Source organism: Vreelandella zhaodongensis (genome assembly GCF_013415115.1).
GTDB classification, from domain to species: Bacteria; Pseudomonadota; Gammaproteobacteria; order Pseudomonadales; family Halomonadaceae; genus Vreelandella; species Vreelandella zhaodongensis.
Window position 1 is genome coordinate 285,510 of sequence record NZ_JACCDD010000004.1, and the last position, 14,544, is coordinate 300,053.

The 14,544-nt window shown below is 53.7% G+C and carries 15 protein-coding genes and 1 tRNA gene; 14 read left to right on the forward strand and 2 right to left on the reverse strand.

Annotated elements, in window-relative coordinates; genetic code table 11:
• A complete protein-coding gene (locus HZS79_RS09385) occupies positions 1-1,026 on the forward strand; it encodes a phage integrase (protein ID WP_179927707.1) in 1,026 nt (341 codons plus the stop codon).
• 53 nt (positions 1,027-1,079) lie between these two features.
• Here the strand turns inward: HZS79_RS09385 and HZS79_RS09390 are convergent.
• Positions 1,080-1,166: transfer RNA gene (locus HZS79_RS09390), tRNA-Leu, on the reverse strand.
• A 113-nt stretch (positions 1,167-1,279) separates the two neighbouring features.
• Here HZS79_RS09390 and queA point away from each other — a divergent pair.
• The 5 genes from queA (at position 1,280) to secF (ending at position 6,901) form a co-directional block, all read left to right on the forward strand.
• Positions 1,280-2,311, forward strand: coding sequence for a tRNA preQ1(34) S-adenosylmethionine ribosyltransferase-isomerase QueA (gene queA / locus HZS79_RS09395; RefSeq protein WP_162218214.1), 1,032 nt, complete (start codon positions 1,280-1,282; stop codon positions 2,309-2,311).
• Positions 2,312-2,375: 64 nt separating this feature from the next.
• A complete protein-coding gene (gene tgt / locus HZS79_RS09400; RefSeq protein WP_162218241.1) occupies positions 2,376-3,494 on the forward strand; it encodes a tRNA guanosine(34) transglycosylase Tgt in 1,119 nt (372 codons plus the stop codon).
• A gap of 71 nt (positions 3,495-3,565) precedes the next feature.
• The gene (yajC, locus tag HZS79_RS09405) at positions 3,566-3,892 is read left to right on the forward strand and encodes a preprotein translocase subunit YajC (RefSeq protein ID WP_078088623.1); all 327 of its coding nucleotides are present in this window, start codon (positions 3,566-3,568) and stop codon (positions 3,890-3,892) included.
• A 134-nt stretch (positions 3,893-4,026) separates the two neighbouring features.
• Positions 4,027-5,880 carry a protein translocase subunit SecD gene (secD, locus tag HZS79_RS09410; RefSeq protein WP_162218215.1) on the forward strand — a complete coding sequence of 618 codons (1,854 nt, stop codon included), beginning with the start codon at positions 4,027-4,029 and terminating at the stop codon, positions 5,878-5,880.
• Between the two features lie 94 nt (positions 5,881-5,974).
• Positions 5,975-6,901, forward strand: coding sequence for a protein translocase subunit SecF (secF, locus tag HZS79_RS09415; protein ID WP_162218216.1), 927 nt, complete (start codon positions 5,975-5,977; stop codon positions 6,899-6,901).
• Positions 6,902-6,998: 97 nt separating this feature from the next.
• On the opposite strand, the gene HZS79_RS09420 is transcribed toward secF, so the two are convergent.
• Positions 6,999-7,793, reverse strand: a complete 795-nt coding sequence (locus tag HZS79_RS09420; protein ID WP_162218217.1) for an inositol monophosphatase family protein — start codon at positions 7,791-7,793, stop codon at positions 6,999-7,001.
• 144 nt (positions 7,794-7,937) lie between these two features.
• Between HZS79_RS09420 and trmJ the strand changes: the two genes are divergently transcribed.
• From trmJ to pilW, 8 genes are all read left to right on the forward strand, one after another.
• Positions 7,938-8,687 (forward strand): tRNA (cytosine(32)/uridine(32)-2'-O)-methyltransferase TrmJ, encoded by a 750-nt coding sequence (trmJ, locus tag HZS79_RS09425; protein ID WP_179927709.1) that lies wholly within the window; start codon positions 7,938-7,940, stop codon positions 8,685-8,687.
• A 158-nt stretch (positions 8,688-8,845) separates the two neighbouring features.
• Complete coding sequence (gene cysE, locus HZS79_RS09430) at positions 8,846-9,712, forward strand: serine O-acetyltransferase (RefSeq protein WP_162218219.1); 867 nt, start codon at positions 8,846-8,848, stop codon at positions 9,710-9,712.
• 77 nt (positions 9,713-9,789) lie between these two features.
• Complete coding sequence (locus tag HZS79_RS09435) at positions 9,790-10,257, forward strand: Fe-S cluster assembly transcription factor (protein ID WP_162218220.1); 468 nt, start codon at positions 9,790-9,792, stop codon at positions 10,255-10,257.
• A gap of 31 nt (positions 10,258-10,288) precedes the next feature.
• The gene (locus HZS79_RS09440) at positions 10,289-11,458 is read left to right on the forward strand and encodes an aminotransferase class V-fold PLP-dependent enzyme (protein ID WP_162218242.1); all 1,170 of its coding nucleotides are present in this window, start codon (positions 10,289-10,291) and stop codon (positions 11,456-11,458) included.
• A gap of 57 nt (positions 11,459-11,515) precedes the next feature.
• Positions 11,516-11,842, forward strand: a complete 327-nt coding sequence (locus HZS79_RS09445) for a HesB/IscA family protein (protein WP_179927710.1) — start codon at positions 11,516-11,518, stop codon at positions 11,840-11,842.
• 163 nt (positions 11,843-12,005) lie between these two features.
• Complete coding sequence (gene ndk, locus HZS79_RS09450; protein WP_162218222.1) at positions 12,006-12,431, forward strand: nucleoside-diphosphate kinase; 426 nt, start codon at positions 12,006-12,008, stop codon at positions 12,429-12,431.
• A gap of 85 nt (positions 12,432-12,516) precedes the next feature.
• A complete protein-coding gene (rlmN, locus tag HZS79_RS09455) occupies positions 12,517-13,701 on the forward strand; it encodes a dual-specificity RNA methyltransferase RlmN (RefSeq protein WP_179927711.1) in 1,185 nt (394 codons plus the stop codon).
• Between the two features lie 101 nt (positions 13,702-13,802).
• Positions 13,803-14,540, forward strand: coding sequence for a type IV pilus biogenesis/stability protein PilW (gene pilW, locus HZS79_RS09460; RefSeq protein WP_162218224.1), 738 nt, complete (start codon positions 13,803-13,805; stop codon positions 14,538-14,540).
• Positions 14,541-14,544: the final 4 nt, after the last annotated feature.

Genomic DNA, 14,544 nt, shown 5'->3' on the forward strand with positions numbered 1-14,544 from the left:
ATGGCCATCAAAAAAGTAGAAAATGGCTGGCAGGTTGATGTCCGCCCCTTTGGCGTACATGGAAAACGCGTCCGCAAAACTTTCCCTAGCCATGCTAAAGCGAAGCGCTTTGAAAGCTATGTACTTGGTCAGGCAGCTTTAGGTGAGCCATATGGCCCCAAAAAGCGCGACAAGCGGCGTTTAAAGGATTTAATCCAGCTTTGGTTTAACTATCACGGCGTGTCGCTTAGAGACGGCCAACGGCGTTTTTCACAGCTAAATGCGCTCGCTGATATGATGGGCAACCCTCTCGCCAGCACAATCACCCCCGCTGACGCTACCCGCCTACGACAGAAACGCCTCGAATCCGGTATTACCCCTAACACTGTGAACCATGACCAGGCGCATCTTAGAGCCGTATTCAATACGCTTATCAAGCTAGATGAATGGAGCGATACCAACCCTTTCGCCAAAGTGCAGCCGCTACGCCTTCAAGAAAAAGAACTTTCCTATCTCACCCATGAAGATATCAACGCGCTTTTTGAAGCGCTTAGCGAATCCAGTAACCCAGATGTTTTGCTCATTACTCACTTATGCCTAGTGACAGGAGCCAGGTGGAGTGAAGCACAATATTTAAGGGCGGAAATGCTCAGGAACAGCCGCGTTACCTTTAGCACAACCAAAAACGGTAGGAATAGAACTATCCCCCTTCCAGAAGACCTATACCAGGCTTTGCTTGCTCATGGCTCTAGGATCGGCAGGCTTTTCCCCACTCCTGCCTATAAAGCTTTTTCGGCAGCGCTCATTAAAGCGAAAATTACGTTACCCACAGGCCAACGCACTCACGTTTTACGTCACACGTTTGCTTCCCATTTCATGATGAACGGGGGCGACGTTTTGACGCTACAAAAAATTCTTGGGCACCAAACTATTTCTATGACAATGCGTTATGCACACCTTTCGCCCGATCATTTAGCCGACGCGATTAAGTACGCGCCAAAAATATCGGTGGACAAAAAGTGGACACTCGAAAAAACGGGGGAGTAAAAAAACCAGGCAAACAGACACGAAAAAGGGGCCTAAGCCCCTGATTCTAAAGATGGTGCCGGTGGCCAGACTCGAACTGGCACACCCGTAAAGGCGGCGGATTTTGAATCCGCTGCGTCTACCAATTCCGCCACACCGGCAATGGCTGCGCATTATACGGAGATAACCTCGCAGGTCAATCACATTGACTGACTTTATCCATCTAAAGCGCTATCCTATGCCGCCTGTTTGACCACTGACAAGAGCCATTTCCATGCAGCGCGCGGATTTTCATTTCGAGCTACCCGACGAGCTAATCGCTCGTTACCCTTCTGAGCAGCGCAGCGACTGCCGTTTGCTATGCGTGGATGGCCAAAGCGGCGCGCTTGAGCATCGCCGATTTCCTGATTTACTTGAGCTGCTCGAACCCGGCGACTTGCTGGTATTCAATGATACGCGTGTCATTCCAGCACGCTTGCATGGCCACAAGGCTAGCGGCGGTAAAGTCGAAATGCTGCTGGAGCGTCCGCTGGACAGCCACCGTGGTTTAGCGCATATCCGTTCGAGTAAATCGCCCAAACCCGGCACCGAGCTGATCTTTGAAGGCGATATTCATGCGGTGGTTGAGGGCCGCCGCGATGCACTTTTTGAGCTGCGTTTTTTAGGCGACACGCCCATGATTGCGCTGCTTGAAAAGCACGGCCATATGCCACTACCGCCCTATATCACCCGTGACGATGAACTGAGTGATCGGGAACGCTATCAAACGGTGTATGCCCGCCGCGACGGCGCAGTAGCGGCGCCCACCGCTGGGCTTCACTTTGACCAACCGCTACTAGATGCCCTGGCCGCAAAAGGCATTAACAGTGCGTTTGTCACGTTACATGTCGGCGCTGGCACCTTTCAACCAGTGCGCGTCGACAACATTCTTGAACACCACATGCACAGCGAGTGGATTGAGGTTTCTGAGGCCGCCTGTCAAAAAGTGCGTGACACTCAGACCGCCGGGAAACGGGTCATTGCCGTCGGCACCACCAGCGTGCGCTGCTTAGAAAGCGCGTGCCTGAAAAGTAGCGACGGCCAGATCGCCCCCTACAGCGGCGACACCGATATCTTTATCTACCCGGGCTACCAGTGGCGCTGTGTGGATGCCCTGATTACTAACTTCCACCTGCCCGAGTCGACCCTGCTGATGCTGGTCTCCGCGTTTGCTGGCTATGAACACATGATGCGCGCTTACCGCACGGCAGTAGACGAGCGCTACGCATTCTTTAGTTACGGCGACGCCATGCTGCTGACCCGCTAAGCACGATACGCCCAGCGCTTTAACCGATTATTGACGAGTTATTTAGATGCGAAACGAATGTTTTATGCGCTTTGAGCGCCTAGCTGACGATGGCCGTGCGCGCCGTGGACGTCTGCACTTTCCCCGCGGTACTGTAGAAACACCTGCCTTTATGCCGGTAGGCACCTACGGCACGGTGAAAGGTATGACGCCAGACTCCGTGAAAGAGATTGGCGCAGAAATCATTCTCGGCAATACCTTCCACTTATGGCTGCGCCCAGGTACCGATGTCATTGAAGCTCATGGTGACCTACATGACTTTGCGCAATGGGATAAGCCTATTCTGACCGACTCCGGTGGCTTCCAGGTCTTTTCCCTGGGTGAAATGCGTAAGATTACCGAGCAAGGTGTCCATTTCCGCTCGCCAGTAGATGGCAGCAAGGTATTTATGGGGCCGGAAGAGTCCATGGCCGTGCAGCGCTCGCTGGGCTCTGACGTTGTGATGATCTTCGACGAGTGCACGCCGTACCCCGCTACCTTTGAAGAAGCGGAAAAGTCCATGGAGCTTTCGCTGCGCTGGGCCCAACGCTCCCGCGATGCTCATGGTGACTCGCCCTCAGCGCTGTTCGGCATTATTCAAGGTGGCATGCACCCTGAGCTTCGCGAACGTTCACTAAAAGGGCTGCTAGACATTGGCTTTGATGGCTTAGCCATTGGCGGGCTGTCGGTGGGCGAACCTAAAGAGGAGATGATCAAAGTACTCGATTATCTGCCCACGTGGATGCCTGACGACACCCCGCGCTACCTAATGGGCGTTGGCAAACCAGAGGATTTGGTAGAAGGTGTGCGCCGAGGCGTTGACATGTTCGATTGTGTGATGCCCACCCGCAACGCGCGCAATGGCCACCTGTTTACCTCCGAAGGTACAGTCAAGATCCGCAATGCCAAGCACCGCTTTGATACCCGTCCGCTTGATGAAGAGTGCGACTGCTATACCTGCAAGAATTTCTCACGCGGTTACCTGCACCATCTAGATCGCTGCAATGAGATGCTTGGCTCCATGCTGAACACCATCCATAACTTACGCTATTACCAGCGCGTGATGGCTGATTTGCGCGCGGCAATCGAAGCGGGTACATTGACGACCTTTGTGGAAGGCTTTTACGCCCAACGCGGCCTGCCAGTGCCTCCCCTAGCGAATTAAATGCCTCTCGCCTATGGCGAGTGGTTTAACCCGTTCACCCATTACACTTTCTAACCCAGGAGTTCTCTGAAATGCTGGATTTTTTCATCTCACCAGCCCATGCCCAAGAAGCCGCTGCCGGCGGTGGCATCGCGCAAATCGTCATGCTGGTCGGCTTCGTGCTGATTTTTTACTTCCTGCTGTGGCGTCCCCAAGCAAAGCGCGCCAAGCAGCACAAGCAGCTGGTGACTAGCTTGGCCAAAGGCGACGAAGTCGTCATCGGTGGCGGGCTTGTTGGCCGCATCACCAAAGTCAGCGATGAATTCCTGACCCTGGAAGTATCTGAAGGCAACGAAGTTAACGTGCAGAAAAACGCCGTGGCTGCCGTGCTGCCTAAGGGCACTATTAAGTCCATCTAACGCTTGCACCTCCCCCTGCCGTTCCAGTGCCAGCCACCCCGGCAGGGGTGACATGGTAGCGTCGATGATGAATGTTGCTGTGCGCGATATTTTCGCGCGCAGCAATTCCGTTTGTAATTGAAGGCAGGGCTTGCATGCTCAACCGTTACCCCCTGTGGAAGTATCTGCTGATACTGGTCATCTTAGTAGTCGGCCTGATCTATTCACTTCCCAATCTATTCCCCGCACATCCCGCCATCCAGATTAGCGATGCCCAAGGCAATGCGCTGGATGAACGGCAAATAAACCGCGTCGAAGAAGCACTCGCTGAAAATGGCATCGCAATCAGAGCGATGGAGCACGAGGGTGGCCAGTGGCTTATTCGCCTGCAAAATGACGACGACCAATTAAACGCCAGAGACGTTGCCACCGACGTACTAGGCAACGAAGCGACGGTCGCATTGAACCTCGCTGAAGCGACGCCCAGTTGGTTACAAGCCTTATCCGCTTCACCTATGACACTAGGTCTAGATTTGCGTGGCGGTGTCCACTTCCTACTGGAAGTCGATATGGATGCGGCGCTTACCCAGCGGCTAGAAGTCAACGCCAGCGCCATGCGCGAGCTGCTACGTAGCGAGCGCATCCGTTACCGCAACACAACCGTTGAAGAACGCTCTCTTTCCATTGACTTTGCCAGCTCAGAAGACCGCGACACGGCACGACGTTTAATCAATCGCGACTTTCCTGACTTTGAATACAGCAATGAAGGCGATGGTCGCGCCGCTAGCCTAGTAATGACGCTTACCGACCAAACCATCAATGAAATCCAGGATTATGCGGTTAACCAAAACTTAACCACCTTACGTAACCGCGTCGACGAACTCGGGGTTGCCGAACCCATGGTTCAGCGCCAAGGCCCCAATCAAATCGTTGTTGAGCTACCAGGCATCCAAGACACTGTTGCCGCCAAACGTATCGTCGGCGCAACGGCCAACCTTGAGTTTCGTCTAGAAGCACGTAACGACACGCCCGACCTCGAAACCGAACGCTTTTCTTTCCGTAATGATCCTTCCCGCTCTGCTGACCTGATGCGTGATGTCATCATTACTGGCGACAGCGTATCCAGCGCCAGCCACAGCTTTGATGAGAACGGCCGCCCCCAAGTCAATATCAACCTGGACGGCACCGGGGGAACATTAATGAACCGCGCCACGCGCACCAATATTGGGCGCAACATGGCGGTGCTGTTTATTGAGCATAAAAGCGAAGACCGTGTTGAAGTCGACCCAGAGACCGGCGCAGAGACCATCGTTCGTGACCCTTACGTCGAACGCGGCCTAATTAGCCTTGCGACGATACAAAGTGCGCTGGGCAACAGCTTCCGCATTACGGGGCTAGACTCCCCCACTGAAGCAGCCGAGCTGGCACTACTGCTGCGCTCCGGCTCGCTAGCCGCGCCCATCTACTTTGTGCAAGAGCGCACCATTGGCCCAAGCCTGGGTGCCGAAAACATCGAGCGCGGCTTGCTCTCGGTTCAGATCGGCTTGCTACTAGTCGTGATCTTTATGCTCGTGCGCTACAAGGTGTTCGGCATATTTGCCAATATTGCCCTGGCACTCAACCTGACGCTGTTGATTGCCATTATGTCGATGTTAGGGGCAACGCTTACACTGCCAGGCATTGCGGGTATCGTGCTAACACTGGGCATGGCGGTGGATGCCAACGTACTGATATTTGAGCGTATCCGTGAGGAGTTGCGCAACGGCTTATCAATCCAGCAAGCCATTTACGCCGGTTACGAACGTGCTTTCACGTCCATTGTGGATGCCAATATCACCACGCTGCTAGTCGCGGTGATTCTGTTCTCGATTGGCACCGGCCCAGTGAAAGGGTTTGCCGTTACGCTCTCGATTGGCATTTTGACGTCGATGTTCACCGCTCTGCTGGTGACACGTGCCATGGTCAACCTTACTTATGGCCGCAAGCCCGTCAAAAAGCTATGGATTTAGATCACATGGATTTGAATGACATGGTTTTAAATGACATAGATTTGAAAAGCACGGATCTAAACCGCGTGCTTAGCCCAGAATTCAAGAGGTGGTAATGAAACCCCTATCACAACTGCAAATCGACTTTATGGGACGACGAAACCTTGCGTTCGTTATCTCTGCTGTGCTGCTAGTAATATCGATTGGCGCGATTATTTTTCAACAACTCAACCTGGGGTTAGATTTCACAGGTGGCACGCTGGTTGAAGTGCGCTATGGTACCGCGCCCTCACTAGACGCCATTCGCCAACTACTGGAAACCAGCGGTTTCCAAGATGTGTCGGTCCAAACCTTCGGAGCATCCACAGAAGTACTTATTCGCTTACAGCAGGCGTTTGATCCCGATGTAGGCGGTGAAGTGGTCAGCCTGCTACGCGCTGACGGCGCTAGCGTTGACCTAGTTCGCGCCGAGTTCGTTGGTGCTCAAGTAGGTGAACAGCTTCGCGACCAAAGTGGCCTGGGCTTAATGGTAGCGCTGGGTGTGGTCATGCTCTACGTAGCGTTCCGCTTCCAGTACAAATTTGCACTCGGGGCACTGCTTGCTTTGCTACATGACGTAATCATCGTCGTGGGCATTTTTGCACTGTTCCAGCTCGACTTTAACCTCACCGTACTCGCCGCCATCCTCGCGGTGATTGGCTACTCACTCAACGATACAATCGTCGTTTACGACCGTATCCGTGAAGCCATCCGCACCTCGCGTATCGATGATATGCCGCAAATCTTTAATGAAGCGATCAACGCGACGCTATCTCGTACGTTAGCGACCTCTGGTACGACGATACTTGTACTGCTTGCGTTACTGCTTCTGGGTGGCGATATGATCCAGAACTTCGCCATCGCGCTGCTGATTGGCGTTCTCGTGGGCACCTTCTCCTCGATTTATATATCGGGTGCGCTACTACTTCCGCTCAAGCTATCTCGAGAAGACCTCATCCCCACTAAAAAAGAAGTGGACGAAGAGGAAGAAGAACTGCCTTAAACAGTGGATCTGTCGCGCCAAACGTTGGTTGGCACACAACAAAAAGCCCTGCTGGTGAAACACCAGCAGGGCTTTTTACTTACATCATGTTTAACGCTTAAAAATGCGGTGCCAATTGTTTAATCAAGGCTTTGTAAAGACGCGGGCCCGCAGCCATTAGCTGCCCCTCAGCATTCACTGTCGGCTTGCCATCAGGCGTGCCCATCAATGCACCCGCTTCTTTCAGTAATAGCGTTCCCACCTGCATGTCCTGCTCTTCAAGGCCCAGGACAAAAGCACTGTCCACACGACCACAGGCCAGCTCGCAAATATCCAGCAAGCCGCTGCCTGACGCCAACATGGCTTCTACTTGGGGGGCTAACTGTTGAGTAATGGTCAGATAAGCCGGCAAGTGGTTTGGGCGCAGCCAGGTTTCCGGAAGGCTCATGGCCATTCGCGTACCTGAAATTGCTGTCGGCTTGCTAACACGCATGCGTTTATCGTTGTGTTGGGCACCGCGACCACGGCTGGCGATATATTCGTCATCACCAAACGGCGAGAGCACCACTGCGTGTTCAGGGCGACCTTTCACGAGACACACCACTGAGAGAGCAAAGCCTTTACCTGCCACTGCTAAATTTGAATAGCCGTGCATTGGTTCAATTTTCCAGACAATATCAGCACCTTCGCCTTCGCCCGCTTTATGGGGCGTATAGCGGCCGCTGAAACCGTGCAGGGGATAACCACGCTGCAGCTGCTGAACAATAGTGGCCTCTGCCTTGCGAGCGGTATCTTCTAGCAGGCGGTCGAGGTTAAATTCATCGTGAGCATTCTCAATGCGCTCACGCACACGTAAAAAGTGTTCAACAGCGCCACGCGCAGCGCGCAGCGTAAATTGGACCATAGGGTTCATGATCGGGCCTTGTCACAGTGATGTTAAAGAACGGAGGCAGTGGCAGGACACTGCTTTGGCGGGCAATTCTAACAGAGCCCCCTCGGGCATGCCATCGACTCATGCTAAACTGCGCGTTTTCCGCACTTGATTACCGAGCCCATTATGCTTGAGCGCATTCGTATTGTTCTTATTGGCACCAGTCATCCTGGCAACATTGGCGGCGTCGCCCGCGCCATGCACAACATGGGTCTGGCCGATTTAGCCCTGGTGGCCCCTCGCTGCGAAGTGATTACCCAAGACAGTATCTCCCGCGCCTCGGGAGCCGATCACCTGCTTCATCAGGCAACGGTTCACCCTACCCTTGAAGACGCCGTTGCTGACTGCACGCTGGCCGTGGGCGCCAGTGCCCGCTCGCGCACATTGCCCTGGCCGATAATTTCCCCACGTGAGTTAGCCGAACGACTGCCCAGCGAATGCCAGCCCCAAAATGCACGCGTAGCCCTGGTATTTGGCCGTGAGGACAGTGGCTTGACCAATGCCGAGCTGCAGCGTTGTCACGCCCACGTACATATTCCCACCAATGCGGACTTTAGCTCGCTAAACCTAGCCGCCGCCGTTCAGGTTATCGCGTATGAGTGCCGTATGGCATGGCTTAGCCAAGAGGATACCGCCAGCACCGCACAAGAAGAAGGCGATGATGCGCTGGCAACCCACGTCGAGCTAGAGCGCTACTTTGAACATCTGGAGCGCGCTTTAATTGCCATTGAGTTCCATGACCCTGCTCAGCCACGCCAGTTGATGGCACGACTTCGCCGCCTTTACTTGCGCGCACGTCCTGAGAAAATGGAAATGAACATACTGCGCGGCATTCTTTCGGCAACGGAAAAAGCAGCGGACCAACGGCAGCCATAGCTTGGCATGCCGGTTGAGCGGCAATGGCCTAAACTTGAAGTCACGCTCATGCGCCCCAACATCGCCTTCTTAACAACCGCTTCGCACTAACGATATTCCATAGAATTCGATACCCAGAGCATCCATGACTGCCGCCCTTTAACGCCCAAGGATCACCCATGTTTCAACGCCTGCGTGAAGACATTAATAGCGTATTCGACCGCGACCCTGCGGCACGTAACTTTCTTGAGGTGCTGACCAACTACCCTGGCCTGCACGCCCTGCTGCTGCATCGCTGCGGACACTGGCTATGGAAGAAAAACCTCAAGTGGCTAGCGCGTACGTTATCGACATTTTCCCGCTGGCTCACCGGCATCGAAATTCACCCAGGTGCTACCATTGGTCGTCGTTTCTTTATCGACCATGGCATGGGCGTAGTGATTGGCGAAACAGCACTGGTTGGCAATGACGTGACGCTGTATCAGGGCGTTACCCTGGGGGGGACTAGTTGGAATAAAGGCAAACGCCACCCTACCCTGGAAGATGGCGTGATTGTTGGTGCAGGCGCTAAGATTTTGGGTCCGTTTACCGTTGGCGCTGGGGCAAAAGTTGGCTCCAACGCGGTGGTGACAAAGGAGGTTCCTCCCGGCGCGACGGTGGTGGGAATTCCTGGCAAAATCGTTAAACGTGCTGACCCCGATATTGAAGAAGCACTCGATATCGACCCTGCCCGCCGAGAGGCTATCTGCCAGAAGTTCGGTTTTGACGCTTACGGAGTCAGCCAGGATATGCCCGACCCCATGGCACGCTCGATGCAGGCGATGCTTGACCACATGCACGCAGTGGATGAGCGCATTGAGCGCATGTGCTCAACACTGCGCAAGCTTGATGCCAACTATCGCGACGGACAACTGCCGGCTCTTCGCGATGAAGACTTCGCCGACATTCTCGACGAACATGAAACGGGCTGCCCAGGACTGGGGCGCGAGAGCCAAGACAGCCCCCCCAAAACGACCGCAGCAGATACAACAACGCGCAATAGTTGACCAAAGCACTCAGGATTTCCATAATGGCATTACATTTGCCGTAAGTGCGCTGAAGGTTCAGCGTCGAGGTGCCTGCCATGCGCTTGACTACGAAAGGCCGTTACGCGGTTACCGCCATGCTCGATTTGGCGATCAATAGCCCCCAAGGGCCTACCAGCCTGGGGGATATTTCCCAGCGCCAGGAAATCTCACTCTCTTACCTTGAGCAACTGTTTGCCCGCCTACGCCGCGCAGGCCTTGTTAGCAGTGTGCGCGGCCCTGGCGGCGGCTATTTGCTAGCCAAATCGCCTGATGCCATTAGCGTTTCCCAAGTGATTGACGCTGTTGACGAAACGGTAGATGCAACACGCTGCCAAGGACTGTCTGACTGCCAGCAGGGCGACACGTGTTTAACTCACCACTTGTGGTGCGAGTTGTCGGGGCAGATTCGCAACTTTCTTGACGACACCAGCCTTGCACAACTAATGCAACGACCTGATGTTATGCGCATTGCTTCTCGGCAAAAGCAGCGCACGGAAGCAGGCATTCTCGCCTCTTCTCCTTAACGGCTTTCACCGCACGTTGGAACCTATGACGATGACTCCACCCTCTTCGCTGCCAATTTATTTGGACTACGCCTCCACCACGCCGGTAGATAGACGTGTGGCTGACGTCATGCAGCGCTACTTAACCGTTGACCAGCTGTTTGCTAATCCCGCCTCGCGCAGTCATATGCTAGGTTGGCAAGCAGAGCAGGTGGTAGAGCAGGCGCGTCGTCAGGTAGCGGATATGATTGGTGCTGACCCGCGTGAAATCGTTTGGACCAGCGGTGCCACAGAGGCTAACAACCTAGCGTTGATTGGCTATATGCGTGCCAACCGTGAGCGCGGCATGCACTTAGTGACGTCAACCATTGAGCATAAAGCGATTATTGATACCGCCAACGCCCTAGAAAATGAGGGCTTTGAGGTAACGTGGTTAACGCCGGACCGAGATGGTCGCACAACACCTGAACAGCTGCGCGCAGCCATGCGGGACGACACCGCGCTCGTGTCATTAATGGCGGTTAATAATGAATTGGGTAGCATTAATGATATTGCCGCGCTAGCAGAGGTTGCCCATGAGTTTGGTGCCATTTTTCATAGCGATGCGGCCCAAGCCGTTGGTCGCATTCCACTAGATGTGGTGGCGCAGCAGATTGACTTGATGTCATTGTCTGGTCATAAGGCTTACGGCCCCAAAGGGGTCGGTGCGCTTTACGTCAAACGCCATCCTGATATACGCCTAGAAGCGCTGATTCATGGAGGCGGCCATGAGCGTGGCATGCGCTCTGGCACACTGCCCACCCACCAAATTGCCGGCATGGGTGAAGCCTTTGCACTGATGCAACAGCAGCATGAAGATGATCAAGTACATATTGCTCAGCTGCGTGAGCGGTTTCTAAAGGGTCTTTCCGATGTTGATGGCGTGGTCGCCAATTCACCTTTAGAAAATGCCGTACCCAACATTTTAAACCTTGCGTTTCAAGGCGTAGAAGGCGAATCGCTTTTAATGGCGCTGCGTGACGTTGCTGTTTCAACAGGGTCTGCCTGTAATTCAGCAAGCGTTGACCCATCCTATGTTTTGTTAGGAATTGGCACACCACGCGCTCTGGCACTCTCATCACTTCGTTTTAGCTTTGGGCGCTTTACCCAAGACGCCGATATAGATCACGCACTCAAATTATTACGCCACGCACTGAGCGGCCTACGCTCATCAGCGCGTTAAATGGTTGATGCCTCATTAGAGAATCAACCGACAGACTTCTGGAAGGAGGACGCCCATATGGCAACTCTCAATATTACGCCTGCTGCTGCGCAGCAAATTCGTCACGTTCTTGACGAACGTGGTCAGGGGCTTGGCCTGCGTGTTTCTGTAAAACCTAGCGGGTGCTCTGGCTACAGTTACGTACTCGACTTTGCTGATGATGTTCGCGACGACGAAGTACGTTTTGAAGAGCACGGGGCCAGTGTTTACGTGGCTCCCGACGCGCTAGAGGTACTCAACGGCAGCGAAGTGGACTATGTGAGCGAAGGGCTCAATCGTTTTTTCCGCTTTAACAACCCAAACGTCAAGGATCAGTGTGGCTGTGGCGAAAGCTTCACGGTCTAAGTGCCTAGCGCTTCATCACCGGTATTCATCCCCACCTTGAGGCGCTATAATCGCGACCACTCGGCAACCAGTGACATTAAGATCCTGCCGACTCATTTTTCCTGCGCCGCCTCGGCCTCCCGGGGCGGCACTTCTGCTTTACGCCTTTTAAGGAGATTTCACCATGGCAACTGAACGTACTCTTTCTATTATTAAGCCTGACGCCGTCGCTAAAAATGCGATTGGCGACATCATCGCTCGCTTTGAAAAAGCTGGCCTGAACGTCGTAGCCGCTAAGATGGTTCATCTTTCTGAAGAAAAAGCAGGCGGTTTTTACGCCGAGCATAAAGAGCGTCCCTTCTTTAAAGACTTGGTCGGCTTTATGACCTCTGGCCCGGTTGTTGTACAAGTACTGGAAGGCGAAGGTGCGATTGCTAAAAACCGCGAGCTAATGGGTGCTACCAACCCGAAAGAAGCTGCTCCGGGCACAATTCGCGCCGACTTTGCGGAAACAATCGACGCCAACGCTGTCCATGGCTCTGATTCTGCAGAAAGCGCTGCGCGCGAAATTAGCTACTTCTTCGGTAACGACGAAATTTGCCCGCGCTAAGCCAAGCGTGCCGCCGATTCAACATCCGTTGCCGGCCATTTTCGCGGGGGCTACGCCCCCGCCTTTGCACTGAACGCTGACCACCATGACCACCACCGTAGCTCAACATATGCCCGCTTCTCTCTCGTCGACCGACAGTTCATCTGACGCCGCCACTGCGCCAGAGCGCCAGAACCTGCTTGGTATGTCCCGCGAGCAGATGGAAGCCTTCTTTTTATCGATTGGCGAAAAGAAGTTTCGTGCTGCCCAGGTGATGAAGTGGATTCATCAAGAAGGTAGCGATGACTTTGCCTCGATGACCAACCTATCTAAGCCGCTGAGGGAAAAGCTAGCGACGGTGGCAGAGATTCGTGGCCCTGGCGTTGTCTATGAAGGCACTTCCAGCGATGGCACACGCAAGTGGGTCTTGGAAGTAGAAGATGGTAGTTACGTGGAAACGGTGCTCATCCCTGCTGAAAATGGCAAGCGCCGGACGCTATGCGTCTCCTCCCAGGTAGGTTGCTCGTTAGATTGCAGCTTCTGTTCGACAGGTAAGCAAGGCTTCCAACGTAACCTGACCGCCGCCGAAATCATTGGCCAGGTATGGGTAGCTCAGCGCAGTGTCGGTCCGCGCCGGGACACCGCCAACCGCCCAGTGACCAACGTCGTCATGATGGGCATGGGCGAACCATTGCTCAATTTTGACAACGTTGTACCCGCGATGAAACTGATGCTTGACGATAATGGCTATGGGCTCTCCAAACGCCGCGTCACGCTTTCTACATCAGGCGTGGTACCAATGATCGACAAACTGGGCGACGAAATTGACGTTAGCTTGGCCATTTCGTTGCATGCCTCTACCGATGAGCTGCGCAACGAACTGGTGCCGATTAATCGTAAATATAATATTCGCGCGTTACTCGATGCATGCCACCGTTATTTGTCCAAATGCCCGGATAACCGCCAAGTCACTATTGAGTACACGTTGATTCGAGACGTGAATGATCAGCAGGAGCATGCCGAGCAACTGGCGGCGCTGTTAAAAGAACTGCCCTGCAAAATTAACCTCATACCGTTCAACCCATTTCCTAACTCAGGCTATGAAAAGCCTTCACGTAACCAAGTGATGCGCTTTCAACAGTGGTTATACGACCTGGGTTACAACGCCACTGTCCGTGTCACACGGGGTGAAGACATCGATGCTGCCTGTGGTCAGTTGGTCGGTCGTGTTAAAGACCGCACTAAACGAAGTGCTCGCTATATACAGTCCGTACAACTTGATGCGGACTAAAACGTCCTTGTCTTGACTTCCATCGAACACAGCGCTTTGATGGACACGTTTTAAAGTCGCCAAATGGCAGTTCGTTAGCTGGATACTTGAAGAGGGTGTACATGACCGGTCACCGCAGGCGCTTTTACCCGTCCAGGGTGCCCATGCTGTCAGTAGTGCTTTTAAGCAGCATGTTGCTCGCCGGCTGTGCCACATCAGGCAGTGCGCCCAATCAGGCCAATCACGAGGCTGCAGATGCATACACTCAGCTAGGTGTTGCCTATCTCGAACGAGGCAACCTTGTTCGCGCACTAAGCGCGCTTGAGCGTGCGCTTGAAATTGATTCTCGCAATGCCGAGGCACTTCAGGCGCTTGCGCTGGTCTATCAACAGCAGAGCGAAAATGAGCTTGCCCGTCAGTATTTTCAACAGGCAGTTCAATCAGCTCCCTCTTTCACACGCGCGCGCAATAATTACGCGGCGTTTTTATATCAACAGGGGCATTACAATGCCGCTTGTGAGCAGTTGGAAACCGCATCTCAGGATGCCCAATATACTAACCGTGCCCAATTATTTACGAATCTAGGGCAGTGTTATTTGGCAGTCGACAAGATTGAAGAAGCGCGCAAACGCTTACAGCGCGCAGTGAGTATTGATCCACGTGGCCCGCGCGGATATTTACTGTTAGCCGAACTTGAAGTTTCACAGGGTAATTACGGTCAAGCCTGGGAGCCGTTGCAAAGCTATTTGCAACTGGCTGGGCAAGACCCAGTGGCGCTGGAAATGGCGGTCGATATCGCCCACGCACGCGGCGACCATGCTGCAGCAGCGAACTACCAGCGTTTATTGAATATTGACTAATAGT